The sequence below is a fragment of the Sphingomonas oligophenolica genome (assembly GCF_006438955.1).
Taxonomy (GTDB): Bacteria; Pseudomonadota; Alphaproteobacteria; order Sphingomonadales; family Sphingomonadaceae; genus Sphingomonas; species Sphingomonas oligophenolica_A.
Genome location: NZ_RCZK01000009.1, coordinates 34,099 through 57,857, shown reverse-complemented (window position 1 = coordinate 57,857; position 23,759 = coordinate 34,099). Strand labels below are relative to the sequence as shown.

At 66.4% G+C, this 23,759-nt stretch carries 29 protein-coding genes; 14 read left to right on the top strand and 15 right to left on the bottom strand.

Features of this window, described 5'->3' with window-relative positions:
• Positions 1-79 precede the first annotated feature (79 nt).
• The 4 genes from EAH84_RS11695 to EAH84_RS11680 all read right to left on the bottom strand — a co-directional run bounded on the left by EAH84_RS11695 (position 80) and on the right by EAH84_RS11680 (position 6,100).
• Positions 80-2,278 (bottom strand): xanthine dehydrogenase family protein molybdopterin-binding subunit, encoded by a 2,199-nt coding sequence (locus EAH84_RS11695; protein WP_140872157.1) that lies wholly within the window; start codon positions 2,276-2,278, stop codon positions 80-82.
• A 76-nt stretch (positions 2,279-2,354) separates the two neighbouring features.
• The gene (locus EAH84_RS11690; RefSeq protein ID WP_140872155.1) at positions 2,355-4,592 is read right to left on the bottom strand and encodes a xanthine dehydrogenase family protein molybdopterin-binding subunit; all 2,238 of its coding nucleotides are present in this window, start codon (positions 4,590-4,592) and stop codon (positions 2,355-2,357) included.
• A gap of 3 nt (positions 4,593-4,595) precedes the next feature.
• Positions 4,596-5,576, bottom strand: coding sequence for an FAD binding domain-containing protein (locus EAH84_RS11685; protein ID WP_140872153.1), 981 nt, complete (start codon positions 5,574-5,576; stop codon positions 4,596-4,598).
• Positions 5,573-6,100, bottom strand: a complete 528-nt coding sequence (locus EAH84_RS11680; protein ID WP_140872151.1) for a 2Fe-2S iron-sulfur cluster-binding protein — start codon at positions 6,098-6,100, stop codon at positions 5,573-5,575. The genes EAH84_RS11685 and EAH84_RS11680 overlap by 4 nt, the downstream gene beginning before the upstream one ends.
• A 124-nt stretch (positions 6,101-6,224) precedes the next feature.
• Here EAH84_RS11680 and EAH84_RS11675 point away from each other — a divergent pair, with 124 nt between their 5' ends.
• Positions 6,225-7,196, top strand: coding sequence for a glycerophosphodiester phosphodiesterase (locus tag EAH84_RS11675; protein ID WP_140872149.1), 972 nt, complete (start codon positions 6,225-6,227; stop codon positions 7,194-7,196).
• Positions 7,196-7,477, top strand: coding sequence for a hypothetical protein (locus tag EAH84_RS11670; RefSeq protein ID WP_425326456.1), 282 nt, complete (start codon positions 7,196-7,198; stop codon positions 7,475-7,477). Before EAH84_RS11675 ends, EAH84_RS11670 begins: the two co-directional genes overlap by 1 nt.
• 140 nt (positions 7,478-7,617) lie before the next feature.
• On the opposite strand, the gene EAH84_RS11665 is transcribed toward EAH84_RS11670, so the two are convergent.
• Positions 7,618-8,277 (bottom strand): TIGR02117 family protein, encoded by a 660-nt coding sequence (locus EAH84_RS11665; protein ID WP_241656571.1) that lies wholly within the window; start codon positions 8,275-8,277, stop codon positions 7,618-7,620.
• A 48-nt stretch (positions 8,278-8,325) separates the two neighbouring features.
• Here EAH84_RS11665 and phhA point away from each other — a divergent pair, with 48 nt between their 5' ends.
• Entirely contained in the window at positions 8,326-9,192 is an 867-nt protein-coding gene (gene phhA / locus EAH84_RS11660) for a phenylalanine 4-monooxygenase (RefSeq protein WP_140872145.1), read from the top strand.
• Here phhA and EAH84_RS11655 read toward each other — a convergent pair whose 3' ends face one another.
• The 6 genes from EAH84_RS11655 to EAH84_RS11630 form a co-directional block, all read right to left on the bottom strand.
• A complete protein-coding gene (locus tag EAH84_RS11655; RefSeq protein WP_140872143.1) occupies positions 9,193-9,414 on the bottom strand; it encodes a hypothetical protein in 222 nt (73 codons plus the stop codon).
• A 65-nt stretch (positions 9,415-9,479) separates the two neighbouring features.
• On the bottom strand, positions 9,480-9,686 hold the full coding sequence (locus EAH84_RS11650) for a cold-shock protein (protein WP_140872141.1): 207 nt from the start codon (positions 9,684-9,686) through the stop codon (positions 9,480-9,482).
• A gap of 183 nt (positions 9,687-9,869) precedes the next feature.
• Positions 9,870-10,817, bottom strand: coding sequence for a 50S ribosomal protein L11 methyltransferase (locus EAH84_RS11645; RefSeq protein WP_140872139.1), 948 nt, complete (start codon positions 10,815-10,817; stop codon positions 9,870-9,872).
• On the bottom strand, positions 10,807-11,496 hold the full coding sequence (locus EAH84_RS11640; RefSeq protein ID WP_140872138.1) for an SDR family NAD(P)-dependent oxidoreductase: 690 nt from the start codon (positions 11,494-11,496) through the stop codon (positions 10,807-10,809). Before EAH84_RS11640 ends, EAH84_RS11645 begins: the two co-directional genes overlap by 11 nt.
• 33 nt (positions 11,497-11,529) lie before the next feature.
• A complete protein-coding gene (locus EAH84_RS11635) occupies positions 11,530-12,873 on the bottom strand; it encodes a methyl-accepting chemotaxis protein (RefSeq protein ID WP_140872136.1) in 1,344 nt (447 codons plus the stop codon).
• A gap of 8 nt (positions 12,874-12,881) precedes the next feature.
• Positions 12,882-14,240, bottom strand: coding sequence for a methyl-accepting chemotaxis protein (locus tag EAH84_RS11630; protein ID WP_241656578.1), 1,359 nt, complete (start codon positions 14,238-14,240; stop codon positions 12,882-12,884).
• Between the two features lie 179 nt (positions 14,241-14,419).
• Here EAH84_RS11630 and sdhC point away from each other — a divergent pair, with 179 nt between their 5' ends.
• The 3 genes from sdhC to sdhA are packed head-to-tail and all read left to right on the top strand — an operon-like array spanning position 14,420 to position 17,035.
• Positions 14,420-14,848, top strand: a complete 429-nt coding sequence (gene sdhC / locus EAH84_RS11625) for a succinate dehydrogenase, cytochrome b556 subunit (protein ID WP_140872132.1) — start codon at positions 14,420-14,422, stop codon at positions 14,846-14,848.
• A gap of 1 nt (position 14,849) precedes the next feature.
• A complete protein-coding gene (sdhD, locus tag EAH84_RS11620) occupies positions 14,850-15,233 on the top strand; it encodes a succinate dehydrogenase, hydrophobic membrane anchor protein (RefSeq protein WP_140872130.1) in 384 nt (127 codons plus the stop codon).
• Positions 15,233-17,035, top strand: a complete 1,803-nt coding sequence (gene sdhA, locus EAH84_RS11615) for a succinate dehydrogenase flavoprotein subunit (protein ID WP_140872128.1) — start codon at positions 15,233-15,235, stop codon at positions 17,033-17,035. Before sdhD ends, sdhA begins: the two co-directional genes overlap by 1 nt.
• A 21-nt stretch (positions 17,036-17,056) precedes the next feature.
• Here the strand turns inward: sdhA and EAH84_RS11610 are convergent, their stop codons facing one another.
• Together EAH84_RS11610 and EAH84_RS11605 are read right to left on the bottom strand one after the other, a co-directional pair.
• Positions 17,057-17,347, bottom strand: coding sequence for a type II toxin-antitoxin system RelE family toxin (locus EAH84_RS11610; RefSeq protein WP_140872127.1), 291 nt, complete (start codon positions 17,345-17,347; stop codon positions 17,057-17,059).
• On the bottom strand, positions 17,334-17,582 hold the full coding sequence (locus EAH84_RS11605; protein ID WP_194150395.1) for a type II toxin-antitoxin system Phd/YefM family antitoxin: 249 nt from the start codon (positions 17,580-17,582) through the stop codon (positions 17,334-17,336). Before EAH84_RS11605 ends, EAH84_RS11610 begins: the two co-directional genes overlap by 14 nt.
• 161 nt (positions 17,583-17,743) lie before the next feature.
• Between EAH84_RS11605 and EAH84_RS11600 the strand changes: the two genes are divergently transcribed.
• The 8 genes from EAH84_RS11600 to EAH84_RS11565 all read left to right on the top strand — a co-directional run bounded on the left by EAH84_RS11600 (position 17,744) and on the right by EAH84_RS11565 (position 22,624).
• Positions 17,744-18,724: a C13 family peptidase gene (locus EAH84_RS11600; RefSeq protein WP_241656570.1), complete on the top strand. Its 981-nt coding sequence runs from the start codon at positions 17,744-17,746 to the stop codon at positions 18,722-18,724.
• 88 nt (positions 18,725-18,812) lie between these two features.
• Positions 18,813-19,394 carry a ClpP family protease gene (locus EAH84_RS11595; RefSeq protein WP_140872125.1) on the top strand — a complete coding sequence of 194 codons (582 nt, stop codon included), beginning with the start codon at positions 18,813-18,815 and terminating at the stop codon, positions 19,392-19,394.
• 113 nt (positions 19,395-19,507) lie between these two features.
• On the top strand, positions 19,508-19,912 hold the full coding sequence (locus EAH84_RS11590) for a hypothetical protein (RefSeq protein WP_140872123.1): 405 nt from the start codon (positions 19,508-19,510) through the stop codon (positions 19,910-19,912).
• Positions 19,909-20,112 (top strand): helix-turn-helix transcriptional regulator, encoded by a 204-nt coding sequence (locus tag EAH84_RS11585; protein ID WP_140872121.1) that lies wholly within the window; start codon positions 19,909-19,911, stop codon positions 20,110-20,112. The genes EAH84_RS11590 and EAH84_RS11585 overlap by 4 nt, the downstream gene beginning before the upstream one ends.
• A 2-nt stretch (positions 20,113-20,114) precedes the next feature.
• Complete coding sequence (locus EAH84_RS11580; RefSeq protein ID WP_140872119.1) at positions 20,115-21,032, top strand: alpha/beta fold hydrolase; 918 nt, start codon at positions 20,115-20,117, stop codon at positions 21,030-21,032.
• A gap of 268 nt (positions 21,033-21,300) precedes the next feature.
• A complete protein-coding gene (locus tag EAH84_RS11575) occupies positions 21,301-21,642 on the top strand; it encodes a DUF2975 domain-containing protein (RefSeq protein WP_241656577.1) in 342 nt (113 codons plus the stop codon).
• On the top strand, positions 21,642-21,851 hold the full coding sequence (locus EAH84_RS11570) for a helix-turn-helix domain-containing protein (protein ID WP_140872115.1): 210 nt from the start codon (positions 21,642-21,644) through the stop codon (positions 21,849-21,851). The genes EAH84_RS11575 and EAH84_RS11570 overlap by 1 nt, the downstream gene beginning before the upstream one ends.
• Complete coding sequence (locus tag EAH84_RS11565) at positions 21,851-22,624, top strand: hypothetical protein (protein ID WP_140872113.1); 774 nt, start codon at positions 21,851-21,853, stop codon at positions 22,622-22,624. The genes EAH84_RS11570 and EAH84_RS11565 overlap by 1 nt, the downstream gene beginning before the upstream one ends.
• Positions 22,625-22,700: 76 nt before the next feature.
• Here the strand turns inward: EAH84_RS11565 and rplL are convergent, their stop codons facing one another.
• The gene (rplL, locus tag EAH84_RS11560) at positions 22,701-23,075 is read right to left on the bottom strand and encodes a 50S ribosomal protein L7/L12 (RefSeq protein WP_140872111.1); all 375 of its coding nucleotides are present in this window, start codon (positions 23,073-23,075) and stop codon (positions 22,701-22,703) included.
• 75 nt (positions 23,076-23,150) lie between these two features.
• A complete protein-coding gene (gene rplJ / locus EAH84_RS11555) occupies positions 23,151-23,666 on the bottom strand; it encodes a 50S ribosomal protein L10 (RefSeq protein ID WP_140872109.1) in 516 nt (171 codons plus the stop codon).
• Positions 23,667-23,759 lie beyond the last annotated feature (93 nt).

Here is a 23,759-nt window from a genome sequence, read left to right as displayed (position 1 = left end):
GCGATATGCTGCTGGGCTGCCCCTCCACGACGCCGCTTTGCGGCGCGATACCCCTCCCCCGGCGGGGGAGGAGTAAGCATTACACCGGCGGCAACCCCGCCAGCAATTTGTCGAGCGTCACCGGAAAATCGCGGACGCGCACGCCGGTCGCGTTGTAGATCGCGTTGGCGACGGCGGCGCCCGCGCCCGAGATGCCGAGTTCGCCGACGCCCTTGGCGCCCGCGGGGTTCGCCGAGGTGTCGACCTCTTCGATGAAATGCACCTCGATCTGGGGGACGTCGGCGTTCACCGCAACGTGATATTCGCCGAAATCGGGGTTCACGAAATGGCCCGTCCGGGTGTCGACGATGCCGTCTTCGGACAGCGCATAGGCGATGCCCCAGACCATCCCGCCGATCAGTTGGTTGGCGGCGGTCTTGCGATTGAGCACGCGCCCGACGTCGTACACCCCGATCATCCGCCTTACCCGGACCTCGCCGGTCACCGCGTTGACCGCGACTTCGCAGAATTGTGCGCCGTGGCTCGCCTGGCTGGTGCGCTTGCTTTCCGCGCCAGGGCCGGACTTGGCGCGCGCAACGATCGGCTCGCCGCGGACCAGATCGGCAAGCGCGGTTTCGCGCCCCGCGACCCGGACGCAGCCGTCCTTCAGCCGCAGTTCGTCGGGGCTCGCGTTGATCCGTCGCGCGAGTTCGGTGAGGATATCTTCGCACGCCAGCACCGCCGCCGAACAGGCCGAGCCCGCGCCGAACGACCCGCCCGAGCCCGCGCTGGGTGGCAGATCGGTGTCGCCGATCCGCACCTCGACATCGGCGATCGGCAGCCCGAGCATCTCGGCCACGGTCTGCGCGAGGATCGTGTAGGTGCCGGTGCCGATGTCGGTCATGTCGGTTTCGACGATCGCGCGGCCATCCGCCTCCAGCCGCACGATCGCTTCGGCGTTGACGGTGAAGTTGCCGCGCAGCGCCGCCGCCATGCCGGTGCCGATCAGCCATTCGCCCTCGCGAACCGAGGCGGGGGGCTGGGGGTTCCAGCCGAACCGCGTCGCGCCGTCGTCATAGCAATCGATCATCCGCCGGGTGCTGAACGGTTTGCCGCTGAGCGGATCGGTGTCGGGCTCGTTGCGCTTGCGGAGCTCGATCGGGTCGAGCCCGAGCTGTTCGGCGAGTTCGTCCATCGCGCATTCGACCGCGAAGGTGCCAACCGCCTCTCCCGGTGCGCGCACCGCGCCGGTCGCGGGCAGGTCGACCCGGACGAGGTCGGTCTTGAAGTGGCGCACCGCGCCGCGATACAGCGGCAGCGTGCCGAACGGCACCGGTTCGAGAAATTCGCCATCGTCGTGCTGCGCCGCGACGCTGAGATGCGCGAACGCCGAGATGATGCCATTTTCGTCGCAGCCGATCTTGATATGCTGGACGGTGTCGGAGCGGTGATGGACAAGATACGCGGTCTGGCGGCGCGGCAGCGCGACCTTGACCGGGCGACCGATCTTTTCGGCCGCGATCGCGGCGAGGATCACCTCCGGCCCCACCCCGGTCTTGCCGCCGAACCCGCCGCCGACATAGGGCGCGAGGACGCGGACCTTGTCCTTGTCGATCCCCAGCGCCTGCGCGATTGTCCCGCGTGCCGCGCCGATCACCTGGTTGCTCGAGCGGACGATCAGCTTGTCGTCTTCCCACCACGCGGTCGACGCATGCGGCTCCATCGCCGCGGGAAAGTGGATCGGGGTCGTATAGGTCTGGTCGAACACCACCGCCGCCTCGGCGAGCGCGGCGTCGAGGTCGCCCTTCGCGATCGGTGGCAGGAAGCCGATTTTTGGCGCGGTATCGATCGGCTCCGCGCGCGGGTCGAACCGGTCCTGGCCCGGAGTCATCTCGACGACGACCAGTGCCGCAGCTTCGCGTGCGACCGCCTGGTTTTCGGCGACGACGATTGCGACGGGCTGGCCATAATGGAACACGGTGTCGCTCGCGAAGCTCGGCATCGCACGGCTGTTGGCTTCGCCCGCGGGCATCCGCGGGTCGCCATGAATGACCGCGATGACGCCGGGCAGCGCCTCGGCGGCGCTCGCGTCGATCCGCTCGATCGTGCCCGATCCGCGCGGGGCGCCGACGATCCCGGCGTAGGCGATGCCGGCAGGCGTGCCTTCATACGCATAGGTCGCCTGGCCGGTGACCTTCGCGGCGCCCTCGATCCGCGGCAGCGGTTGGCCGAGCACGCCCTGTTCGCCGTTCGTCAGCCCGTGGGGACGATACGGTGCATCCATCATCTGTTCGGTCATCAGTCGGTCAGAGCCCCTCCAGCGATCGGCATGCCCTAGGTCGTGCGCGCGCCCGCGTCGAGGCTCGTCGGGCAGGTCACACCGCGGGCAGCGCCGCGATCAGCTTGTCGAGCGTGATCGGGAAACCGCGCACCCGGATCGCGGTGGCATTGTAGATCGCGTTGGCGATCGCCGCGCCCGCGCCGCAGATGCCGAGTTCGCCGATCCCCTTGGCGTGGATCGGATTGGCGTGGATGTCGCGTTCGGGGAGGAACACGACCTCGAGCTGTGGCACGTCGGCGTTGACCGGCACATGATATTCGGCGAGATCGCGATTCACCAGCTTGCCCGTCCGGGTGTCGTGGATCAGATCCTCGGTCAGCGCCGCGCCGATCCCGAAGGTCATCCCACCCAGGCATTGCGAGCGCGCGGTCTTTTCGTTGAGGATGCGCCCGGCGGCGAACACGCCGAGCATCCGCCGGACGCGGGTTTCGCCCGTCACCCGGTTGACCGCGACCTCCGCGAAATGCGCTCCGTACGATGCCTGGGTGAACAGCTCTTCCTGCTCGCCCGGTTTGATCGTGCCGATCGCTTCGATCCCGTCGCCGACCAGGTCGCCGATCGGGGTCGAGCGGTTGTCGCCGATCGCCCTGCCGTCCTTGAGCGTCAGCGCCGCCTCGGCGACGTCCATCGCGCGCGCGAGTTTGCCGCGGAGCGCCTCGCACGCGAGATAGATTGCCGATCCCGACGAGCACGCCCCCCAGGATCCGCCCGATCCGGCGGCGGGGACGTCGTTGGTGTCGCCCAGTTCCATCGTGATCCGGTCCATCGGCACCCCCAGCATCTCCGCGGCTACCTGGGTCAGGATCGTATAGCTGCCGGTGCCGATATCGGTCATCGCCGAGGAGACGGTGACGCTGCCGTCGGGGTGGATCGCGACCTTGGCGGAGGTCTCCATCAGCATGTTGGCGCGCGCCGCCGCGGCCACTCCCATGCCGATCAGCCACTCGCCCTCCCGCCGCGTGCCGGGGCGCACCGGGCGCTGTTCCCAGCCGAATCGTTTCGCGCCCGTGTCGAGCGCGGGCATCAGCGCGCGCGACGAGAAATCCACGTCCTTTTCGGGGTCGCGCGCGGGCTCGTTGATCCGGCGCAGCTCGATCGGATCGATGTCGAGCGCCATCGCGAGTTCGTCGACCGCGCATTCGAGGCCGAGCAGCCCCACCGCCTCGCCCGGCGCGCGCATCGATCCCGACAGCAGCCAGTTCAGCCGAACCAGATCGTGGCTCACGAGCCGGTTGTCGCCCGCATAGAGGAAATGCGTCGAGATGCCCGCCGGCTCGAAGAAATCCTCGGTCGACAGGTTGGACGCGGTTGTCTCGTGGCCGATCCCGATCAGCGTGCCGTCCGCCCTCGCGGCGAGCCGCATCCGCTGCGACGTGTTCGACCGGCGCACCGTCGCGTCGAACACCTGCTGGCGCATCATCACCGCCTTGACGGGGCGCCCGAGCCGCTTCGCCGCCACCGCCGCCGCGACGCTCTCGGGCGCGATGCCGAGCTTCGATCCAAACCCGCCGCCGATGAAGTGCGCGATGATCCGCACCTTGTCTGCCGCGATACCGAGCGATTCGGCGAGCTGCTGCGCGTCGGAGGTCGGCATCTGGTACGCGCCGTACAGCGTCAGCGAATCGCCCTCCCACGTCGCGATCGAGGCATGCGGTTCCATCGCCGCCGAATTCTGGCTCGGCGTCGTATAGGTCACATCGACGCTTACCGCCGCATCGCGCATCGCCTGATCGATATCGCCCTGCTCGGTGCGCGCGGGGACAATGTTTGTCGGCAGATCGCCATCGCGCGCGTCGTCCATCGAGAACGCGAAGACACCGTCGCCGCGTTCATACTCGACCGGCAACCGCTCGGCGGCATCGCGTGCCGCCTCGAACGTCTCGGCGACGACGATCGCGATAATCTCGCCGAAATATTCGATGTCCCGGACGCCCTGCGTCGGTGCCTCGGTCTCACCGCCCTGCTGCGACACCCGGATGAAGGTGTCGAAATCGGTCACGACATCGATCACTCCCGGCATCGCCTTGGCGGCGGCAGCGTCGATCGAGACGACCCGGCCCTTCCCGATCGCCGCGCCGACCAGCACGCCATAGGCCAGGTCGTCGAGCGCATATTCCGCCGCGTAGGTCGCCGCACCCGACACCTTGTCCGGGCCATCGACTCGCGACAGCGGCTTGCCGATCACGCCCTGAACGCCCGTATCGAGCAGGCTGACGGGATGGGCCTCGTCCATCGTCAGCGTCACATGGTCGCCTTTGTCGAGTCCCAGCATCGCTTATTCTCCGGTTAGGTCGCGCAGGCACGCGATCAGCGTGCGGCGCGCGAGCGGGATCTTGAAATCGTTCGAGCCGAAACCCTGTGCGCCCTTCAACAGCGCATCCGCCGCCGCCGCGAACCCGTCATCCGAGGGCACTTTGCCGACGAGCGCAGCCTCGACCGCAGCGTCGCGCCACGGCATCGGCCCGAGCCCGCCAAAAGCCAGCGCCGCACTTGCAATCTTGCCATCCTCGACGGCGACGACGCCGGCCACCGACACCAGCGCGAATGCATAGGAGGCGCGGTCGCGGACCTTGCTGTAGAGTTGCCTGGCCCCCTGTGGCGGGGCGGGAAGCTCGACATGGGTGATGAGCTCGCCCGGTTCGAGCACGGTTTCGATATCGGGGGTGTCGCCCGGCAGTCGGTAGAAATCGTGGATCGACAGGCGGCGCTTGTCGCCGTCGTGCTTCAGCGTGACGATCGTCGCGTCGAGCGCGCGCATCGCGACCGCCATATCGCTGGGGTGCGTCGCGATACACTGGTCGCTGGTGCCGAGCACCGCGAGAATCCGGTTGAACCCGCCGATCGCCGAACAGCCGGTCCCGCGCTCGCGCTTGTTGCACGGCGTCGAGGTGTCGTAGAAATAATAGCAGCGCGTCCGCTGGAGGAGGTTGCCCCCGGTCGTCGCCTTGTTGCGCAGCTGCCCGGATGCGCCCGCGAGCAGCGCACGGCTGAGAACTTCGTAGCGTTCGATGACGCGGGAATCGGCGGCCAGATCGCTGTTGGGGACGAGTGCGCCGATCCGCAGCCCGCCGTCGTCCATGTCCTCGATCTCGGCGAGCGGCAGGCGGCTGATGTCGACGAGCTTTTCGGGGGTTTCGACCTGGAGCTTCATCAGGTCGAGCAGGTTGGTGCCGCCCGCGATGAACCGCGTTGTCGCCGCGGTATCCGCTACCGCGGCTTCGGCGCTCGTTGCTTTTTCGTAGGTGAAGGTTTTCATGCGTCCGCTCCCGCAACGTCGCGACCAGCGGGCGCTCGCCCGGCAACTTCACGAATCGCATCGACGATGTTGGGATAGGCGGCGCAGCGGCAGATGTTGCCGCTCATCCGTTCGGAAATCTCGGCGTCCGACAGGTCGCTATGTTCCAGATCGGCTGACACATGGCTCGGCCAGCCCTTCTTCGCCTCGTCGAGCATGCCGACCGCCGAACAGATCTGGCCGGGGGTGCAATAGCCGCATTGATAGCCGTCGTGCGCGACGAACGCCGCCTGCAAGGGGTGGAGATCGTCGGGGGTGCCGAGCCCCTCGATCGTCGTGATCTCGTCATCCTGGTGCATCACCGCCAGCGTCAGGCAGCTGTTGACGCGACGCCCGTTGATCAGGACGGTGCACGCGCCGCACTGGCCGTGGTCGCAACCCTTCTTGCTCCCCGTCAGCCCGACATGCTCGCGCAGCAGATCGAGCACGGAGGTGCGGATGTCCGCCTCCGCCTCATAGGATCGGCCGTTGATGGTGAATTTCATGCTTCTCGCCCCTCGTCTCGGTAGGATGGTAACGCGTGTCGCCACGATGGTTTCCGACGCTTGGCTCCGAATAGCGGGTTTGGCGGTTTTTGCATCCACGGGCAGCGCGGGGCAGGGTGTCACGATGCAGTCCCCGACCCCCCCGATCGTGATCGCGCACCGCGGCGCCAGCGGCTTGCGCCCCGAACACACGCTGGCGGCGTATGAACTCGCGATCGGACAGGGTGCCGATTTTATCGAGCCGGATCTGGTCCCGACCCGCGACGACATCCTGGTCGCGCGCCACGAGAACGAGATTTCCGACACCACCGATGTCGCCGACCACCCGGAATTCGCGGTGCGCCGGACGACCAGGACGATCGACGGCAAACAACTGTCCGGCTGGTTCACCGAGGATTTCACGCTCGCTGAACTGAAAACGCTGCGCGCCAGGGAGCGGCTGCCCCAATTGCGCCCCGACAATGCGGCGTATGACGGGCGTTATGAAATACCGACGCTCGCGGAGATCATCGCGCTGGCCAAGAAACACGAGGTCGGCGTCTATCCCGAGACCAAACACCCAACCTATTTCGCGCATATCGGCCACCCGACCGACGCGTTGCTGGTCGAGCAATTGCGCGCGGCGGGCTGGGACCGTCCCGATGCGCCGGTGTTCATCCAGTCGTTCGAGGTCGAGAACCTCAAGCGGTTGCACGGCATGACCAAGATCCGCCTCATCCAGTTGACTGCGGGGGAGGGTGGCCCCGCCGATGGCGCCGCGCCGAGCTATGCCGCGATGCTGACGCCCGCGGGGCTGACCCAGATCGCGACCTATGCGTACGGGATCGGGCCGGACAAGGCGCAGTTGTGGCAGGGCGAGGTGCCGACCACGCTCGTCGCCGATGCGCATGCGGCTGGGTTGCGGGTCCATCCCTGGACCTATCGCGCGGAGGGCTATTTCCTGCCCGGACGCTTCCGCCGCGGCGACGATCCGCGCGCGCACGGCGACCTGCGTGGCGAGATCGAGTCGGCGATCACCCAGGGCGTGGATGGATTCTTCACCGATTTTCCGCTAGTTGGTGCGGCGGCGCGTGATGCCGCCGGAGGGATGACATGATGCGCCGTTGGTTACCGATCCTGTTGCTGCCGCTCGCGACCGGAGGCTGCGTCAGCACCGCTGCGAGCATCGTCAAGGCACCGTTCCAGGTCGCGGGCAAGGCGATCGACTGGACGACGACGAGCCAGGAGGAATCCGACCGCAACTATGGGCGCAAGATGCGCAAGCAGGAGGCCAAGGAAGGCAAGGCGCGCCGCGAGGCCGCCAAGCGTTGCCGCCAGGATCCGAACGATCGCGAGGCCTGCCAGTATCAGGGGTATCGTGCGGGGTATGGCGGGTAGCGCCGAGAGTTATAAGGCTTCCGTTCGTGCTGAGCCTGTCGAAGCACGGTGAGACTCAGGCCCTTCGACAAGCTCAGGGCGAACGGTTCGATGTTGATCGGGTCTCACGCGCGACCGCCGACCCCGCCCCGCACCGCCGCCTACCCCGGAAACCACCCCATCACCGTCACCGCGAACGGGGTCCAGCCGCCGATCCTGACCCCGGCGTGGCGCAGCGCGTCGCCGGTCCAGTCGTTGCATGTCCTGACCGCGTCGTAATGCCCGCGCGCCTCGTAGAAGGCGTCGTTATCGAAATAGCCGCGATAGCGCCGCCCGCCCGGTGCGACGCTGGCGCGGATGAAGGCGGCGAGTCGCGCATATTGCGCGGGCGTGAGGATGATCCGCCGCGCGTCCGGGTCGGTCGCGGCGGGCGCAGGGATGTGCTCGACATGGATCAGCGTCGCGTCGCTCCCGATCGACGCGGCCAGGATCGTCGCCGGGCGGACATCCCACCAGGTCGGCGTGTCGAGGAAGAAGCGCCGTTCGCCCCAGCCGATTGCGACATGGTCATACCCCGCATAGCGCGGATCGCGCAGGTCGCGCGGGTCGACGAGCCCGCGCCAGTCGACGCCGCCCGCGACCTTGGGCAGGATCAGCGCGGTGTGGACGCCGTTGCTCTCGACATAGATGGCGATGCCGCGGGTCGGCGCGCGCCAGTCGCGGTTGATGGGGATCGCGCCGCCGACCATCCCCGCCGCGCCATAGCCGACCAGCACCAGCACGATTCCCGCAATGAACCAGCGGAGGAAGCGGATCAGCATGGGCAGGCGTTTTCGGTCATCGGCAAGTCATGCTAGGACAGTGCGATTATGGATACCACGCACGCGCTCGATACCCCGCCGACCGGGGCCACCGCCGACTGGACGGTTCCGCAGGATTGGGCGCATTACAAGCCCGAAGAGCACGCGACCTGGGATACGCTGTTCGCGCGCCAGGCGAAGCTGCTGCCGGGGCGCGCGTCCGAAGCGTATCTGCGCGGGCTCGATGTGCTCAAGCTGTCGAAACCCGGCATTCCCGATTTCGCGGAACTGAGCGATCGACTGATGAAACTGACCGGGTGGCAGGTCGTCGCGGTGCCGGGGCTGGTTCCCGACGAGGTGTTCTTCGATCACATGGCCAACCGGCGGTTCGTCGCGGGCAATTTCATCCGCCGCCCCGACCAGCTCGATTATTTGCAGGAACCCGACGTGTTCCACGACGTGTTCGGTCACGTCCCGATGCTCGCCGATCCGGTGTTCGCCGATTATCTGGAAGCCTATGGCCGCGGCGGCCAGCGCGCGATGCAGCATGACGCGCTGAACTATCTCGGGCGGCTCTATTGGTACACGGTCGAGTTCGGTCTGATCCAGGAGCCTGAAGGCTTGCGGATCTATGGGTCGGGAATCGTATCGAGCTACGCCGAAAGCCGCTTTGCGCTCGACGACCCCAGTCCCAACCGGATCGGGTTCGACCTGGCGCGCGTCATGCGGACCGACTATCGGATCGACGATTTCCAGCAGAATTATTTCGTCATCCCGAGCTTCGACGAGCTGCTGCGCCTGACGGTGGAAACCGATTTCGCGCCGCTCTACGAACAGCTCAAGGCGCAACCCGACATTCCGGTCGCGGCGATCGTCGATGGGGATGACGTCATGACGCGCGGCACACAGGCCTACGCGCTCGGCAAGCGCGCCTGATTACCAGGCGCGGTTGAGTCGCGTCGCGACGCGCGTCACCTCACCGGCGATGACCTTCGAGCCATAGCTCTTGGCGATCGTCGCGGTGTCTTCGGCGTTATTCATGACGACGCGGGTGCCGCCCGAGGCCAGCGCTTCGATCGCGCTGATGCCGATGTTCCGTTTGGCACAGGTCGCGACGATGTCGGCCTGGCTCGCCTTGATGTTGAGCGCTCTCGACATGTCGTTCGTCCTTCAAACAGAGAAACGGCGAGGCCCCTAGGGGAGCCTCGCCGCGGTCAGGTCGCTTATGCGGCCTGGAGGTTGACGGCGGAGGTCTTGCCCCGCTTGTCGTTCTCGAGCTCGTAAGAGACGCGCTGGTCCTTATCGAGGGTGTGCATCCCGGCGCGTTCCACGGCCGAAATGTGAACGAACGCGTCGTCCCCGCCGCCTTCAGGCGCAATGAAGCCATAGCCCTTGTCGGCATTGAAGAATTTTACGGTTCCGGTGATCATCTTGGGTATCCTTGTCCCAGGTATGACGGGCATGCACCAATCGCGATACATCCCGGCTTCGGTGAGGCTAGAAAGGGACAAAGGGGGACGCATGATGCGGTCCAATATCCGTCGCATGCGACGTCAGCGGGATGTATATAGGCGCGATCGCCGCAAATTGTAAGGGGCGTTCGCCAAGTGGCGTCAGAGGTCGAGCGCCCAGCCGGCGCGGCCCGTTGGATCGGGCGGGGCGGTGGGCACGTAGCGCGTGGTGCCCGCGGTCAGCCGCAATACGCTCCACTCGCCGCGCCGGTCGACCGTCTCGAGCGCGCACCCGCAGGCCGCGAACGCGTCGACGACCTGGTCCCGCTGGGCTTCAAGCAGGCCCGCCAGCACGATCCGTGCCGACGGTGCCGCGATCGCCGCGATTTCGGGAGCCATCGATACCAGCGGCCCGGCGAGGATGTTGGCGATGACCAGATCATAGGGTGCGCGCGCGCCGATCGCGGGGGCGAGCGTGCCGTCCGCAACGACGAGATCGATTCCCTCGATCGCGTTCGCCGCCGCATTTTCGCGGGTCACGTCGATCGCGCGCGGGTCGATATCGGTCGTCATGATCCGTGCGGCGGGCCACAGATGCGCCGCGGCGAAAGCGAGCAGCCCGGTTCCCGTGCCGAGGTCGATGACATCGGTGAACGTCTCCGCCGCCAACGCATCGAGCATCGCGAGGCAGCCCGAGGTCGTGGCGTGGTGCCCGGTCCCGAACGCCTGCCCCGCGTCGATCAGGAACGCGCGGCCCCCGGGCGGCGTCTCGGCCGGATGCGCGCTGGTGTGGACCACGAACCGCCCCTCGCGGATCGGTTCAAGCCCGGCCTGGCTCATCGTCACCCAGTCGGCGGCGACCAGCGCCTCGATCACCGGCTCGATATCGGCGGCGCTCGGCACGAGCGCGCGCAGCTGCACGATCGTCGCGGCATCCGGCTCGTGCTCGAGATAGGCATCGAGCCGCCAATGCTCGCGGTCGTCTTCGACCTCCTCGGTCGTCATCAGCACCGCATCGCTCTCGATCGCGCCCGCATCGATTGCCTCCGCCTCGGCGCGGGTACAGGGGAGCGTGATCTTCCAGCTTTCGGGTGCCGCGTCAGCGGACATAGCTCGCCCCGTTGACGTCGATCACCGCGCCGGTCATCGACGCGGGTGCCTCGAGCGCGCAATAGCGTGCGACCGACGCGACTTCCTCTGGGGCCGCGACCTTGCCGAGCGGGATGTCGGCGAGCAGTTTGTCGCCCCCGCGGCTGTCGATATAATCCTCCGCCATCCCGGTCATCGTGAACCCGGGACAGATCGTGAAGGCGAGGATGCCCTCGGCGGCATAGCCGCGCGCGATCGTCTTGGTCATCGCGACCATCCCGGCCTTCGACGCCGCATAATGCCAGTGCGCGGGGCTGTCGCCGCGATAGGCGGCGCGGCTCGCGATATTGACGATCCGCCCGCCGACCCGCCGCTCGCGCCAGTGGAGGACCGCGAGACGGCATAATTCGGCGGACGCGGTCAGGTTGACGCGCATCGTCCGGTCCCATTGCTCGGACCAGTCGTCCGCCTCGATCGGATTCGCTTCGAACACCCCGGCGTTGTTGATCAGCACGTCGATCGTGCCGCCTGCGCGATCGAGCGCCTCGCGCCACAAGGCGGCGGGCGCGGCGGGGTCGGCGAAATCGGCGGGAATCCCGCTGTTGGTGCCATGCCCCAGCACGGGGACGCCCGCGGCGGTCAGCGTCGCATGGATCGCGGCACCGATGCCGCGGCTCGAACCGGTCAGGAGAATCGTCATGTCGCGCGGTGTAGCCGCGCCAGTGCGGGGTTCCTAGCCGACGCTGGCGGAGAAATCGTCCGCGGACACGCGCAGCCGCGACAGTTCGTCGCCGACCTCGCCGAAGCCCTTGCCCAGCGCGGCGATCTCGTTCGACACCGACTGGGTGTCGGCGAGCATCGTCGCGATCGTGGTCGCCATCGATCCGGCTGCCAGCGCGGTCTCGTCGACCGACGCGGTGATCGACGATACCGTCATAACCTGCGCTTCCATCGCGGAGCGGATGCGGGTGGCACTGCCCTGGACTTCGCCGACGATGGTGCGGATGCCGATATTAGTGTTGACCGTCGCGCGCGTCGCGGCCTGGATCGCGGCGATCTGCCCGGCGATATCATCGGTCGCACGCGCGGTCTGGCTGGCGAGGCTCTTCACCTCCTGCGCGACGACCGCGAAGCCGCGGCCCGCGTCACCCGCGCGCGCGGCCTCGATTGTGGCGTTCAGTGCGAGCAGGTTGGTCTGCCCCGCGATATCGCGGATCAGCCCCAGCACCGATTCGATCGATTTGGCGTGGACGCTCAGCGCTTCGCTCATCCCGACCGCTTCGCCCGCTTGCCCGGCGGCGCGGGTCGCGACCTCGGCGGCGACCTCGACCTCGCCGCGCGCATCCTCGATCGCGCGGATCAGCCCCGCCGCGGTCTGTGCCGCGTCGCGCATCGCGACCGCGGATTGTTCGGCGGCGGCGGCGATCTCGCCGGCGCGGCCCAGCACTGCCTGCGTCGTCGATGAGGCACTATCCGCCTGGATTTCGATCTTGGCACCCAGCGCGGCGGCGGTCTCGATCGAGGATGCGATGTGATCGCGGAACGTCGCGGCGCGCTCCAGCCGTTCGGCCGCGGCATCGGCGGCATCGAGCGCCGCGACGTGCTGCGACATGATATCGGCCTCGACCAGCGTGATCCGCTGAACGACATCGCACAGCTTGAGAACCCGCGCCGAATCGTCGTCGAGCCGTTCGTGGATCAGCGCAAGTGTCCGGCTGTGCGAAAAGGAGAGTGCTGCCTGCAGAGTGGGCAGCGGGATGCCGCTCTTACGCGATTCCTCCGCATGGCGCATCGCGATCCGCTTCCAGTGATCGTCGAACGGGTGGTGATATTTGGCCTGCGCATAGGCGAGGCTGCTCGCAATTCGCGCGCTCAGCCGTTCCGGCGTGAAATAGCCACGGATCGATGCCGTGGTGGGAAGGGTCAGATAATGCTCCCAGAATCCCTTGGCGAATTCCTCGAAATCGGCGGGCGTCAGCGCGGCGACGATGGCCGCACAGCCCGGCGCGATTGCGCCGTCCCAGTCATAATCGCGCAGATGCTCCGCGACCGAGCGTTCGGGGGTGACCGTGGTCATGGGTTCGCTCAAGCCGCAACCTTGCCGACGAACACGCCCGCGCTGGTCTTCAGCGTCCCGATCCGTTCGTCGAGCACGTCGAAGCCGCGCCCGACCCCGTCCATCTCGCTCGCCACCGTCTCGGTATCCTGACGGATCGCGGCGATCGTCAGCGACATCGAATCCGCCGCCAGCGCGGTTTCGTCGACCGCCGCGGTGATCGCGGTGACGGTCTGCGCCTGCGCCTCCATCGCGTAACGGATCCGTTCGGCGCTTTCCTGGACCTCGGCGACGGTGGTCTTGATCCCGATATTGGTTTCGACCGCACCCTTGGTCGCGGCCTGAATCGCGGCGATCTTGCCCGCGATGTCGTCGGTCGCGCGCGCGGTCTGGTTGGCGAGGCTCTTCACCTCCTGCGCGACGACCGCGAAGCCGCGGCCCGCGTCGCCCGCGCGCGCGGCCTCGATCGTGGCGTTGAGCGCGAGCAGGTTGGTCTGTCCCGCGATATCGCGGATCAGCCCCAGGATCGATTCGATCGATTTGGCGTGGTCGCTCAGCGCCTCGCTCATCCCGACCGCTTCGCCCGCTTGCCCGGCGGCGCGGGTCGCGACCTCGGCGGCGACCTCGACCTCGCCGCGCGCATCTTCGATTGCGCGGATCAGCCCCGCCGCGGTCTGTGCGGCTTCGCGCATCGCGACCGCGGATTGTTCAGCGGCGGCGGCGACCTCGCTTGCCTTGCCCAGCATCCCCCGCGCCACCGTGCTCGCCTGATGGCTCTGACGGCGCAGCGCGACGCTTTCGTCGGACGCCGATTCGACCGTGGCGCGAATATCGCTCTGGAACGCCCCTGCGAGTCGCTCGCGGGCGAGCCCCGCGGTGTGGGCGCACAGGTTGTTGTAGATTTCGACCGTGATTTCCGATTCCATCCCGAACAACCGCAGCAGCACGTCGACGAAGACGGGGAAGCGCGGATCGTCGGCGGGTACCAACTTCAGCAGCAGCCCCAGCGCCGCACGATCGCTGGCACAGGTCATCGACAGCAGCGACATCGTCGTGACGCGCGCCTTGTATCCGGCGGTCACCGATCGCTCCATCGATTCGACCCAGTAGCGCTCGTCGAGATGGCAGAACCGGTTCTTGAGATAGAGCACGCCCAGTTCGACCAGCCGCTTCTGATCCTGGCGGAACCAGTGTTCCTGCCCGGGATTTTCGACCAGCCACTGGTCCCAATAGGCCATGATGATCGTGTCGGCCTGAGGTTCGAGCACCGCCCACAGCGCGCGCGCCTCGTGCCGGAGCGTGCCATCGAGATCGAACGCCGCGATCCGCGAGGCCAGGTCGATGCGCCCGGCGATCACGCCCGGGGTTGGAAGATCGGCGTCGGTCAAAACGGTCAAGGCGGGTGCTCCACGGGGCGGGTTGTCCATGTCGCCTGCGCTACCCGACCAGTGGTTAAAGCGGGGTTAGGGAAGCCCGCAGCGCTTGCATCATGTCGCTCGGTGCCTAATAGGTCGCCCGACAGCCCCCCGCGTCCGCAATTTTCGGGCGCGAGCCTCGAGGACCATCCATGGCATCGCGCCCCACCAGCCGACCCCGCAGCCCGCACCTGTTCTCAGGGTTCCTGCGCCTCAACTATCGGTGGGGGCCGCAGATGCTGGTCTCGATCCTCCATCGCGTCACCGGCGACGGGATGGCGACGGTGGGCACGGTGCTGCTGGTATGGTGGCTCGCCGCGCTAGCGGCGGGGGAGGCGGCCTATGCCAGTTTCCGCGATGTGTTCACGACCAGCACGGGCAGCCTCAACCTGCTCGGTTGGGTGATCGGGGTCGGGCTGACGCTGTCGCTGTTCCAGCATATGATGAGCGGTATCCGCCACCTGGTCATGGACACCGGCGCCGCGTTCGAACTGAAGACCAGCAAGACCTTCGCGGTCGCGACGATGGTGGTGGCGATCGCGCTGACCGCCGCGTTCTGGCTCTATCTGGGGATGAAGTAAGATGGGTACCGGTACCAGCATCGGTCGCGTCCGCGGCCTGGGCAGCGCGCATCAGGGAACGCACCACTGGTGGCATCAGCGGCTGACCGCGGGCGCCAACCTGTTCCTGATGCTATGGTTCATGTTCTCGCTCGCGCGGCTTTCCGGGTTCGATTATGCCAGCGTCCACAGCTGGCTCCGCTCGGCGTGGGTCGCGATCCCGATGCTGTTGCTGGTGGTGTCGATCTTCTACCATTTCCGGCTGGGCCTCCAGGTCGTGATCGAGGATTACGCGCATCACGAGGGGAAGGTCGTTCTGATGGTCCTCCTCAGCCTCTTCACGGTCGCGACCGCCGCGATCGCGATTTTCGCGATCCTGAAGGTCGCGTTGGGAGCCGCAGCATAATGGCCGAAGCGTACAAGATCATCGACCACACCTATGACGCCGTCGTCGTCGGCGCGGGCGGCAGTGGCCTGCGCGCGACGATGGGGATCGCCGAAAGCGGGCTGAAGACCGCGTGCATCACCAAGGTGTTCCCGACCCGGTCGCACACCGTCGCCGCGCAGGGCGGGATCGCCGCGAGCCTCGGCAACATGGGGCCGGATCACTGGACCTGGCACATGTACGATACCGTCAAGGGATCGGATTGGCTCGGCGACCAGGACGCGATCGAATATCTGTGCCGCGAGGCGCCCGCCGCGGTGTACGAGCTCGAACACGCCGGAGTCCCTTTCAGCCGCACCGAAGAGGGCAAGATCTACCAGCGTCCGTTCGGCGGCATGATGCAGAACATGGGGGAAGGCCCGCCCGCGCAGCGCACCTGCGCCGCCGCCGATCGTACCGGCCACGCGATGCTCCACGCGCTCTACCAGCAGTCGCTGAAGTACGACGCGGATTTCTATGTCGAATATTTCGCGCTCGATCTGATCATGGAAAACGGCGAATGCCGCGGCGTCATCGCGCTGTGCATGGACGACGGCAGCATCCACCGCTTCCGCGCGCATCAGGTGGTGCTCGCGACCGGCGGCTATGGCCGGTGCTATTATTCCGCCACCAGCGCCCACACCTGCACCGGTGACGGTGGCGGGATGGTCTTGCGTGCGGGCCTGCCGCTCCAGGACATGGAGTTCGTCCAGTTCCACCCGACCGGCATCTACGGTGCGGGCGTGCTGATCACCGAGGGTGCGCGAGGCGAGGGCGGCTATCTCACCAATTCCGAAGGCGAGCGCTTCATGGAGCGTTACGCTCCCTCGGCGAAGGACCTCGCGTCACGCGATGTCGTGTCGCGCGCGATGGCGCTGGAAATGCGTGAAGGCCGCGGCGTCGGCAAGGAGAAGGATCATATCTTCCTCCATCTCGATCATATCGACCCCGCGGTGCTCCACGAACGCCTGCCAGGAATCACCGAAACCGGCAAGATCTTCGCCGGGGTCGACCTGACCCGCCAGCCGCTGCCGGTGACGCCGACGGTCCATTACAACATGGGCGGCATTCCGACGAACTTCCACGGCGAGGTCGTGAACCTGAAGAACGGCGATCCCGACAGCGTCGTCCCCGGGCTGTTCGCGGTGGGCGAAGCCGCGTGCGTTTCGGTCCACGGTGCCAACCGCCTCGGGTCGAACAGCCTGATCGATCTGGTCGTGTTCGGTCGCGCGACGGGGCTTCGGATCAAGGATCAGTTGAAGCCCGGCACCAGCCACAATCCGCTGCCCAAGGGATCGGAAGAACTGTCGCTGTCGCGGCTCGATCATTTCCGCACCGCCGATGGCGGATCGCGGACCGCGGATATCCGCCTCGACATGCAGCGCACGATGCAGAAGCATTGCGCGGTGTTCCGCGACAACGCGCTGCTGACCGAGGGGCAGGACAAGATCGCGGCGATCTACCAGCGGATGCAGGACGTCCATGTCAGCGACCGGTCGCTGATCTGGAACACCGACCTCGTCGAAACGCTCGAACTCGACAATCTGATCGCGCAGGCCAAGGTGACGATCGACAGCGCCGCCAACCGCAAGGAATCGCGTGGCGCGCACGTCAACGAGGATTATCCCGACCGCGACGACACCGAATGGATGAAGCACACCATCACCACCTTCGACGGCTGGGGCGGCAAGGGCGGCACGACGAGCATCGATTACCGCCCGGTCCACGACTACACACTGACCGACGATATCGAGTATATCAAGCCGAAGAAGCGGGTGTATTGAGGTTATCGCCCGCGGCTTGGGTTAACCGAGCCGCCTCGCAGCAGCTTTATATACGAGGTTGCGATTCCGTTGGCCCACCGCGATGACGATGACGGTGATCCGTCCATCGTCGACGCGATATACCAGCCGATACCCCGCTGCGCGAAGCTTGATTTGGTAGCAATCGGGCATGTCGGCGAGACGCGCGCTCGCAATGCGAGGGTTGGCCAGGCGTTCAATCAGTTTCTTGCGGAACTGGTCGCGGACGTTGTTGCCCAGCTTGTCCCATTCATTCTTCGCATCGCGAAGAAAAACGAGCTTATAGGTCGTCAATCGCAACCTCGATTTCATCCTGGCCAGCGCGGGCCTGGATGATGCGCGCGAGTTCGAGATCGTCCAGCCGCTCAAGCAATTCCTCCCACGCCGCGGCGGGGACAAGATAGGCGGCGGGCGTGTTGCGGTTGAGAACCGCGATCGGAAATCCACCAGCCGCTTCGATGACCGCGGTGGGGTTTTTCTTGAGGTCGCTGATGCTGACGCTCGACCCGGCATGAATGGTTTCGATCATGACCTGCTTGTGATACCTTAATATGGTCATTTCAAGCGCGGACATGCTTGTGTGGGCAGCCCGACGTATTCGCCCACCGATCAGCAAGCGGTCGATAACTCGATCGGTTCTTGACAGCGCGCATCCCGGGCCTGACGCTCGACCGATCGACGGGGGGCGCGATGAGATCGTTGGTGGGTGCGGGGGCAGGGTTGGGTATGGCAGTGCTCGCGGGGCTCGTCACGGCAGCGCCCGCGCAATATCGCCCGCCCGCGCATACCCAGCCGGCACCGCTCGTCGGCAATGCCAGCCCCGGCGAAGTCGCGCTGCTCGCCGAGCTCGGAACCTCGATCGAGCGCGACCGCTCCGCGACCGAGGAACTCGCCGAACACCGCCGTCTCGATACCGCGCTGGCGCAGCTCAGGCCGGGCAGGCACGGGGTCGTCGAGGCGTTCGTCGTCGTCGCTGCGCTGGACAGCGATGCGGTCTTCGGGCGCGAGGCACGCGAGGCAGGGCGCGTCCTGACCCGGCGCTACGCCGCGGCGGGGCACAGCATCGTGCTCGCGGGCAGCGACGGCAGCGCGCCGAGCACGCTGCCGATGGGCAGTCTCCAGAATATCGGGATCGCGCTGGCCCGCATCGCCGAACTAATGGGCAAGGAGGACGTGCTCGTCCTCTACACCACCAGCCACGGCGCGCCGTTCGGCGTGGTGTACAACGATGGCGACCACGGGTTCGGTGCGATGTCGCCGACCCGGCTGTGGAGCATCCTCCAGCAATTGGGGATCGAGAACCGGCTACTGCTGATCAGCGCCTGTTATTCCGGGGTCTTCGTGCCGATGCTGGCGTCCGACACCACCGCGATTCTCACCGCCTCCTCATCCGACCGCACCTCGTTCGGGTGCCGAGCCGACAGCGACTGGACCTTCTTCGGCGACGCGATGATCAACCACGCGCTTCGGCAGCCCCAGCCGCTCGCCACCGCAGCGGCGGCTGCGGGCACGCTGATCGGCGGGTGGGAGGCGCATGGCACGCTGACGCCCTCGCAGCCCCAGACGAGCATCGGTGCGAAGACCGCCTGGCTCGCGACGCTCGAAGCGCACCTGCCCGCCGCCACCCCGATGGTCGGCCGCCCGGCGGTAACCGCGCTCAACCGGCCGTAGCCACGATCGTCCAATCCGTCGGGGTCACTGGCCCGCGATTAATTCGCGACGAAGAGGAACATCCGTCCCAGCACACGGTTCGACGCGAATGCAGACCGATACCGATATGAACAACGCCAGCAATTACCCGTTGCTCGCCACCCCACATGTCCGCCTCCATGGCGCGGTGGACGGGATGATGTACGCCAACTTCCAGCAGCAACTCGCCAACGCGCCCGCCGACGGTCCGCTGGTCGTGTCGATCACCACCTTAGGCGGCGATCCCGAAATGGCGCGCGCGATGGCCGACGATATCCGGCTGCTGCGTCAGTACACCGGGCGCGAATGCCTGTTCCTGGGCAAGGTCGCGGTCTATTCGGCGGGGGCGACCTTCATGTCCGGCTTTCCGACCGACAAGCGCTTCCTGACGCGCCATTCGCGGATCATGATCCACGAACGCCAGATGCAATCGACGATCCAGCTCAACGGCCCGCTCAACACGCTGGCCCCGACGCTGCGGGCCAAGCTCCACGAGATCGAGGATTCGATCCGGATCCAGGACGAGGGTTTCGCCGATCTGGTCCGCGGATCGCAGGTCACGCTGGCGCAGCTCAAGGAAAAGGCACCCTCCAACTGGTATATCGAGGCCGAGGAAGCGCGCGATCTGGGATTGGTGCTCGACATCATCTGATCGTGTCCGCGCAACGCGACCGCGCCAGCAGGCCAAGTGTAGCAAAGCACCCTTGACAGACAAGCTCGCTTTACAGTAAAGTAAGCTTGTCTGATTAGAAAGGGAGCTTTACCATGGCCATGAGCGTCGCGATCCGTCGTTACAACCGGAATGTGCTCGGGCTCAGCGCGATCTACGCGGGCGCGCTCGTCGGGGCGGAACTCGTGTTCGTGCGCGGGCATCCGACCGGCGTCATCGCCTACCTCATCGCGATCCTGCCCGCGTTGCCGATCATCGGCATCTTCGCCGCGATCGGGCGCTATCTGGTCGACGAGCGCGACGAATATCTCCGCATGCTCATGATCCGCCAGTCGCTCGTCGCGAGCGCGTTCGCGCTGACGTGCGCGACGGTGTGGGGATTTCTCGAAAGCTTCGGCCTCGTGGCCCATATCGAGGCGTTCTACGTCGCGGTGCTGTGGTTTGGCGGGCTCGGGTTAGGCTCGTGTGTCAATTACTTCACGCTGGGCCGCCGCCAATGAAGAACCGGCTCAAAATCCTGCGTGCCGAGCGCGATTGGAGCCAGGGCGATCTCGCCGAGCGGCTCGAGGTCTCGCGGCAAAGCGTCAACGCGATCGAGACCGGGCGCTACGACCCCTCGCTGCCGCTCGCGTTCAAGATCGCGGAACTGTTCGACCGGTCGATCGAAGATATTTTCACCAGTCCATCACAGGAAGTATGACCATGACCAACCGCTGCGCCATCCGCCTCGCCGCGTCGATCCTGACCGCGGCAACTATCGGCTACCCGTTCGCCGCCGCAGCCCAAGCCGCCCCCGCTACCCGCGACGCGGCGATCGAGCGGCTCGATCATGTGTCGATCGCGCGGCTGGGGAAGGGGCCGCCGGTCGTCCTGATTCCGGGACTCTCGTCGCCGCGCGCGGTATGGGACGGGATCGCTCCCGGTCTCGCCGCCACCCACAGCGTCTATCTCGTCGAGCTCAACGGCTTCGGTAGCGGTGACCCCGCGCACAACCTGACGCCCGGCATCATCGATGGCGTCGTCGCCGACCTCGACGCCTATCTCGCCAAGCGCGAGCTTACGGGGGTGGCGGTGATCGGCCATTCGCTGGGGGGCTTGATCGGGCTCAAACTCGCGCAGGCACATCCTGGCGACGTCGGGCGTCTGATGGTGGTCGATGCATTGCCTTATGTCGGCGACATCTTCCTGCCCGGTGCGACGGTCGCTCAGCTCGAGCCCCAGGCCGCGCGGCTGCGCGATGCGATGGCCGCGAGCTACGGCAAGCCCGCCGATGCGGCCGCCGCCACCGCGACCGCCAACGGCCTCGCGCTCAAGCCCGACAGCCGCGCCAAGCTCGCCGCCTGGATGCAGGCCGCCGATCCGCGAGTCACCGGCCAGGCGCTCTACGAGGACATGACCACCGATCTCCGCCCCGCGATCTCGTCGATCGAGACGCCGATCACGCTGGTCTATCCGTGGTCCGCGGCGATGCCGAAGGACAGGGCCGATGCCTTCTATCGCGGCGAATATGCCACGACTCCGCACGTCGCGTTCGTGCCCGTCGGCGATGCCGCGCATTTCGTGATGCTCGATCAGCCCGCGGCGTTCGCGGCGGCGGTCACCGCGTTTCTGGCGCCCTGATCCCAGCCGCAACGCGCCGATGTCGCGCCGATACGATGACGGTTGCTCCTTATCGATAATCGATATATATTGTTTATCGATAAGGGGGCCATCGATGGACGATCGGGTGTTGCGGGCGGGGCGAGTGATGGTGCGGATCGTTAACGCGCTGAACTGGCTGGGGATTGCGGGGTTGGCGGTAGCGGTGGTCGCGTCGTTTCCGGCGGCGGGGTGAGACCTCGGGCTGCTCGCCGCCAAATATCCTGCGATCGATGTCGCTCCGGTGCTGATGGCGATGCGGTTGGCGCTGTTGATCGGGCTCGGCGTGGGGTGGGCGGCGCACGTCGTGTTCTCGCGCCTGGTTGGCATCATCGATACCGTGCGGGACGGCGATCCGTTCGTCGCGGCCAACGCACTACGGCTCCAGGCGATCGGGTGGGCGATGCTGGCGATCCAGCTGCTTGATCTGGCGTTGGGCGCGACCACCGCATGGATGGTGGTACATCGCATCGCTGTGCTCGACTGGACACCGTCGCTAGGCGGGTGGCTTGCGACGCTGATGATATTCGTCCTGGCACGCGTTTTCGCGATCGGCACGCGGATGCGCGACGACCTCGCGATGACAATCTGATGCCCATCGTCGTCCGGCTCGACGACGTGCTGCTGGCGCGCGGCATGACGCTGACCGACCTGTCCAAGGCGATCGACATCACGCTGGCCAATCTGTCGATTCTGAAGACCGGCAAGGCCAAGGCGGTGCGCTTCTCCACGCTCGAGGCAATCTGTCAGGCGCTCGATTGCCAGCCGGGCGATTTGTTCACGGTCGAAGGGGAGGGGTGATGATTCGCGCGTTTTTCAGGAGCTGGCTAGGTGCGTTTCGCGACGGGTGGGAACTCGCTCGAGTCCTGCCCTTAATCGTGCTGGCGATGATGGGGATCGAATTTGCACAGCATCTCGTCGAGCTCCATCTGGGCTTCTTCTCAGCCGACGCGGCGGTGCGCAAGGCGGCGTCGCTCCAGCCGCTGCGGATGGCGTTCGGTTGGCCCAAGATGCTGGTGCTATGGGCGATCGGTCTTGTCACGATACGCTATTGCGTCTCCGGCGATGCGCGATCGGCGATCCGCCCTTCGACGGTCGCGATGCGGCGTTATGGCTGGGTGGTGCTGTTCCAGTTCATCCCGTTCACCGCGATCCTGTACGCGGGACCGATCTTGGCGACGGTCGGATTGCCCGCCAGCGGATTGCTCGCGTTTCGCTCGGTGTTCGGGTTGGGGCAGCAATTGCTCGAACCGTTGCTCATGCTGTGGTTCGTGAATGCCGCACTGGGATCCAACGGGTACGGACCCGCGGGATCGGCGCGCACGACCGGTTGGCTGTATTTCTGGGCGTTGCCGCTGATGTTCGTGACGCGCGTACCCCTTGGGCTGCTCCACCAGTTGCTCAACACGTGGCCCGCCGGACGCGAGCCGATCATGCAATGGGGTTTGCTGCTGATCGACGCGCTGGTGGTGGGAGCGTTGGCGGTGGTCCTTCCCGCGGTCCAGGTCCGGATCGCGCGCTTCATCGCGGAACGGCGAGGAATGGGATTGCTCGGCAACGGAGCGGGTGAATAGAAAAAGGGCGGCTAAGCCGAGCCCGGCCGGCCTTGGGGGAGTGCGGGCCGTATGCGGCCCGCACTCCCGCTGCGGCTTACTTGACCTCGACGGTCGCGCCGGCTGCTTCCAGCTGCGCCTTGACCTTCGCGGCCTCTTCCTTGTTGACGCCTTCCTTGACGGCCTTGGGAGCCGATTCGACCAGCGTCTTGGCTTCGGTCAGGCCCAGGCCGGTGAGGGCGCGGACTTCCTTGATGACGTTGATCTTCTTGCCACCGTCGCCGGTCAGGATCACGTCGAACTCGGTCTGCTCTTCGGCGGCCGGCGCTGCTGCGCCGCCGCCGGCTGCGGGAGCCGCAACCGCTGCTGCGGCCGAGACGCCCCACTTTTCTTCGAGCATCTTCGACAGCTCGGCGGCTTCGAGGACGGTCAGTTCGCTCAGGCTGTCAACCAGCTTGTTCAGGTCTGCCATGGGTATTTCCTTGCGTTATTAGGGGCACATGCCCCGTTCGGTTCAGTTCAAAATCGATCGAAAGCCCGACAAATGTCAGGCGGCTTCCTTCTCGGCATAGGCCGACAGCACGCGTGCGAGCTGTGCCGCGGGAGCCTGCGCGATCGTGGCGATCTTCGTGGCGGGTGCCACGAGGAGGCCGGTGATCTTGGCGCGCAGTTCATCGAGCGACGGCAGCGAGGCGAGCGCCTTGACGCCCTCCACGTCGAGTGCGGTCGCGCCCATCGCCCCACCCACGATTTCGAACTTGTCGTTCGTCTTCGCGAAGTCGACCGCCACCTTGGCGGCGGCGACCGGGTCGGTCGAGGAGGCAAGGCCCACCGGCCCGGTGAGCAGGTCGCTCAGCGAGAGGTAGTCGGTGCCATCGAGCGCGATCTTGGCAAGCTTGTTCTTCGAGACCTTATAGGTCGCGCCGGCGTCACGCATCTTGTTCCGCAGCGCAGTCGACTGCGAAACGGTCATGCCGAGGTTGCGGGTGACGACCACCACGCCGACCTCGGAAAAGCTACGGTTCAGTTCGGCGACGGCTTCGGCCTTTTGGTTCCGATCCATGCCATTCTCCACAATTTAAGCGCGCGCAAACGCGCTCGGTTACAAACCGGCGGAGCGGACTCCACCGGGGCGTGTCCATCGATGGGGAAGGGC

What these genes read in the sequence shown, in the direction of transcription:
- EAH84_RS11695 (WP_140872157.1), bottom strand. Translation starts at nt 2,278, where the DNA reads ATGACCGAACAGATGATGGATGCACCGTATCGTCCCCACGGGCTGACG.
- EAH84_RS11690 (WP_140872155.1), bottom strand. Translation starts at nt 4,592, where the DNA reads ATGCTGGGACTCGACAAAGGCGACCATGTGACGCTGACGATGGACGAG.
- EAH84_RS11685 (WP_140872153.1), bottom strand. Translation starts at nt 5,576, where the DNA reads ATGAAAACCTTCACCTACGAAAAAGCAACGAGCGCCGAAGCCGCGGTA.
- EAH84_RS11680 (WP_140872151.1), bottom strand. Translation starts at nt 6,100, where the DNA reads ATGAAATTCACCATCAACGGCCGATCCTATGAGGCGGAGGCGGACATC.
- EAH84_RS11675 (WP_140872149.1), top strand. Translation starts at nt 6,225, where the DNA reads ATGCAGTCCCCGACCCCCCCGATCGTGATCGCGCACCGCGGCGCCAGC.
- EAH84_RS11670 (WP_425326456.1), top strand. Translation starts at nt 7,196, where the DNA reads ATGCGCCGTTGGTTACCGATCCTGTTGCTGCCGCTCGCGACCGGAGGC.
- EAH84_RS11665 (WP_241656571.1), bottom strand. Translation starts at nt 8,277, where the DNA reads ATGCTGATCCGCTTCCTCCGCTGGTTCATTGCGGGAATCGTGCTGGTG.
- phhA (WP_140872145.1), top strand. Translation starts at nt 8,326, where the DNA reads ATGGATACCACGCACGCGCTCGATACCCCGCCGACCGGGGCCACCGCC.
- EAH84_RS11655 (WP_140872143.1), bottom strand. Translation starts at nt 9,414, where the DNA reads ATGTCGAGAGCGCTCAACATCAAGGCGAGCCAGGCCGACATCGTCGCG.
- EAH84_RS11650 (WP_140872141.1), bottom strand. Translation starts at nt 9,686, where the DNA reads ATGATCACCGGAACCGTAAAATTCTTCAATGCCGACAAGGGCTATGGC.
- EAH84_RS11645 (WP_140872139.1), bottom strand. Translation starts at nt 10,817, where the DNA reads ATGTCCGCTGACGCGGCACCCGAAAGCTGGAAGATCACGCTCCCCTGT.
- EAH84_RS11640 (WP_140872138.1), bottom strand. Translation starts at nt 11,496, where the DNA reads ATGACGATTCTCCTGACCGGTTCGAGCCGCGGCATCGGTGCCGCGATC.
- EAH84_RS11635 (WP_140872136.1), bottom strand. Translation starts at nt 12,873, where the DNA reads ATGACCACGGTCACCCCCGAACGCTCGGTCGCGGAGCATCTGCGCGAT.
- sdhC (WP_140872132.1), top strand. Translation starts at nt 14,420, where the DNA reads ATGGCATCGCGCCCCACCAGCCGACCCCGCAGCCCGCACCTGTTCTCA.
- sdhD (WP_140872130.1), top strand. Translation starts at nt 14,850, where the DNA reads ATGGGTACCGGTACCAGCATCGGTCGCGTCCGCGGCCTGGGCAGCGCG.
- sdhA (WP_140872128.1), top strand. Translation starts at nt 15,233, where the DNA reads ATGGCCGAAGCGTACAAGATCATCGACCACACCTATGACGCCGTCGTC.
- EAH84_RS11605 (WP_194150395.1), bottom strand. Translation starts at nt 17,582, where the DNA reads ATGATCGAAACCATTCATGCCGGGTCGAGCGTCAGCATCAGCGACCTC.
- EAH84_RS11600 (WP_241656570.1), top strand. Translation starts at nt 17,744, where the DNA reads ATGAGATCGTTGGTGGGTGCGGGGGCAGGGTTGGGTATGGCAGTGCTC.
- EAH84_RS11595 (WP_140872125.1), top strand. Translation starts at nt 18,813, where the DNA reads ATGCAGACCGATACCGATATGAACAACGCCAGCAATTACCCGTTGCTC.
- EAH84_RS11590 (WP_140872123.1), top strand. Translation starts at nt 19,508, where the DNA reads ATGGCCATGAGCGTCGCGATCCGTCGTTACAACCGGAATGTGCTCGGG.
- EAH84_RS11585 (WP_140872121.1), top strand. Translation starts at nt 19,909, where the DNA reads ATGAAGAACCGGCTCAAAATCCTGCGTGCCGAGCGCGATTGGAGCCAG.
- EAH84_RS11580 (WP_140872119.1), top strand. Translation starts at nt 20,115, where the DNA reads ATGACCAACCGCTGCGCCATCCGCCTCGCCGCGTCGATCCTGACCGCG.
- EAH84_RS11575 (WP_241656577.1), top strand. Translation starts at nt 21,301, where the DNA reads ATGGCGATGCGGTTGGCGCTGTTGATCGGGCTCGGCGTGGGGTGGGCG.
- EAH84_RS11570 (WP_140872115.1), top strand. Translation starts at nt 21,642, where the DNA reads ATGCCCATCGTCGTCCGGCTCGACGACGTGCTGCTGGCGCGCGGCATG.
- EAH84_RS11565 (WP_140872113.1), top strand. Translation starts at nt 21,851, where the DNA reads ATGATTCGCGCGTTTTTCAGGAGCTGGCTAGGTGCGTTTCGCGACGGG.
- rplL (WP_140872111.1), bottom strand. Translation starts at nt 23,075, where the DNA reads ATGGCAGACCTGAACAAGCTGGTTGACAGCCTGAGCGAACTGACCGTC.
- rplJ (WP_140872109.1), bottom strand. Translation starts at nt 23,666, where the DNA reads ATGGATCGGAACCAAAAGGCCGAAGCCGTCGCCGAACTGAACCGTAGC.